Source organism: Pseudonocardia nigra (genome assembly GCF_019396355.1).
Taxonomy (GTDB): domain Bacteria; phylum Actinomycetota; class Actinomycetes; order Mycobacteriales; family Pseudonocardiaceae; genus Pseudonocardia; species Pseudonocardia nigra.
In genome coordinates this window covers 1-2,240 of record NZ_JAHKRK010000413.1, presented here as the reverse complement: position 1 = coordinate 2,240, position 2,240 = coordinate 1, and the positions used below count along the sequence as shown (strand labels likewise).

The 2,240-nt window shown below is 70.7% G+C and carries 3 protein-coding genes; 1 reads left to right on the top strand and 2 read right to left on the bottom strand.

The features are described 5' to 3' along the window. Positions 1-204: 204 nt before the first annotated feature. Positions 205-1,137 (top strand): isochorismatase family protein, encoded by a 933-nt coding sequence (locus KME75_RS41095; RefSeq protein WP_219420393.1) that lies wholly within the window; start codon positions 205-207, stop codon positions 1,135-1,137. 322 nt (positions 1,138-1,459) lie between these two features. Here KME75_RS41095 and KME75_RS41090 read toward each other — a convergent pair whose 3' ends face one another. Further along, on the bottom strand, positions 1,460-1,783 hold the full coding sequence (locus tag KME75_RS41090) for a zf-HC2 domain-containing protein (RefSeq protein WP_219420392.1): 324 nt from the start codon (positions 1,781-1,783) through the stop codon (positions 1,460-1,462). Continuing rightward, positions 1,780-2,240, bottom strand: a 461-nt coding sequence (locus tag KME75_RS41085; protein ID WP_219420391.1) for an RNA polymerase sigma factor, incomplete at its 5' end; no start/stop codon positions are given. The genes KME75_RS41085 and KME75_RS41090, both read right to left, overlap by 4 nt.

Here is a 2,240-nt window from a genome sequence, read left to right as displayed (position 1 = left end):
GCTACCCGTTGCGCCCGCGTCCGAACGGCCGGCATCGGGGCGATCCTGTCGGGCGGGTGACAATCGCGCGTTGTTCGCGTCGCTGCGGGCACCCAGCGGAGTGCGGTGGCCACCCTGGCCGGCGTGTGCAGTGAAAGGAAGAGCATGGCCGTGATCGCTGGACGTCCCAGTGTCCATTTCGAGCCCGATCGGACCGCGTTGCTGGTGATCGATCCCGTCAACGAGTTCCTGCACGAGGACGGCGCCGCGTGGGCGATGACGAAGTCGACGGTGCGCAAGAACGACGTCGTGGCCCAGCTGCAGCGGCTGACGGCGGGTACGCGGGCGGCCGGGGTGCCGGTCTTGTTCGGTCCGATGGCCTACACCGCTGAGGACTACGCCGACGGGAGCCTGCAGCGGCGGACCGGGATCAACCGGTTGATGTTCGAGAACCGGATGTTCCAGGCCGGGACGTTCGGCGCGGACTTCCACGCCGATATCCAGCCGCAGCCCGGGGACGTTGTCCTCAACCCGCACAAGGGCACCGACGTGATGGCGACCGACCTGCCCGAGCACCTCGACCGGCTGGGCACCACCCATCTGGTCCTCGCCGGCATGACCGCGAACCTGTGCGTCGAGTCCACCGGCCGGCACGCGGCCGAGGCCGGCTACGACGTCACGTTCCTGTCCGACGCGATCGGGGCAGAGAGCCTGCCTGCCTACGAGGCCTCCATCCACGTCAACTTCCCGCTCGTGGGCAATGCCGTGATCGAGGTCGACGACTTCCTCGCCGCGGTCGCGCCGTCGGCCGCGCCGGCCGACGCCGTGCAGGTGGGCGACACCGTGTACGGCTCGGACCGCGGGAAGATCGGCAATGTCACCGAGGTCGTCCCGGCTGCCGGGGACGTTCCCGGCTACCTCGTCGTCCCGCGCGGCGTGATCGTCGACAAGGACACCTTCATCCCGCTCGACGCGGTGGTGCACCGTGCCCAGGACCGGGTCTACATCAACGTCCCCAAGCTCGTCATCGGCAAGCTGCCGTGGGGTGAGCGACCGACCGCCGACACCGCGCGCGCCAAGACCGGTACCCCGGCCGCCCAGGCCGGCCCGCTCTACCGCAGCTACGCACCCACCGGCATTCCCGCGGGCCGCGCCTGACACCGGCCGAACTCGCTGCTCCGGTCCGCCGTCACGCCTTCGGGAGCGAGGACCGCGGCACGCGGAAGGTCCCGGTCGGCACGCCCGGCCGCGCTGCCGCGGGACGACGCCGAGTGCGAACCCTGCCAGCGACGTGAGCCCGGCGATAGGTCGTCGCTGCTCGAGCAACCCGCGCTCCCCGGCGCAGGTCGTCGCTGAATTGCTCGACCCCGCGAGCCGGCCCGTCCGATTCCGCCGCTGAGTACCGCCGCGCCCGGCCGGGCGCTTCCTCAGCACGAATCCCCTGGCCTGTACCTGACGGGCGGTCGGTGTCGGCGTTGTGTCAGGTCGCTGATACGTCCGGCGGTGGGGTTGGATCGGGCGGCACGGTTCCGGTCGGCAGCCGCGCGGCGAACTCCTCGAGCCTGCGAACCGATGCGTCGGGCACCTGCCCCTGTCGCGCGAGTGATGCCTTGATCCGGGTGAGCAGATCCGCTTCGAGGCCGCATTGCCGGCAGTGGTCGAGGTGCTGGCGCAGCTCGTCGGCCGAGGCGACGTCGATCCGGCCGTCCAGGTGCTCCTGCAGAAGCCGGAGCGCTCGCCGGCACCGGCTGCGGGCGATCGGGGAGCAACAGAGTGTGTACCGGATGCGGGACCACAGGCTCATCGCACATCACCTCGTTTCGGGACCACGCCCGTTCTCCCGAGTGTGCGCCGCATGCGGGCTCGGGCGGCGTGCAGGCGGCTCATCACGGTGCCCTCGGGGATGGCGAGTCGGGTGGCTGCCTCGGCGTACGAAAGCCCGTCGACGTCGACCAGAGCGACGACCGCGCGTTGCCGGGCGGTGAGGTCGTGCAGCGCGCGACACTGCATCATCGAACTCGCCGTCCAGGACGACCGCCTCGGCCGAATTCGTCCGGGCTGTTCCGGCGGTGTTCTCGAGGGGGACTCCGGGTCGTCGAGCAGGGCGGGTTGCCATCGTCGGTGGTTGTTGGCTGCGGTGTTGCGCAGGATGGTCATCAACCAGGCCCGGGGGTGGGCCCCGTCGAACCGATGGACGGCCCGGTAGGCGCGAATCAGGGTGTCCTGGACGAGGTCCTCCGCGTCGGCGAGCTGTCCTGTCA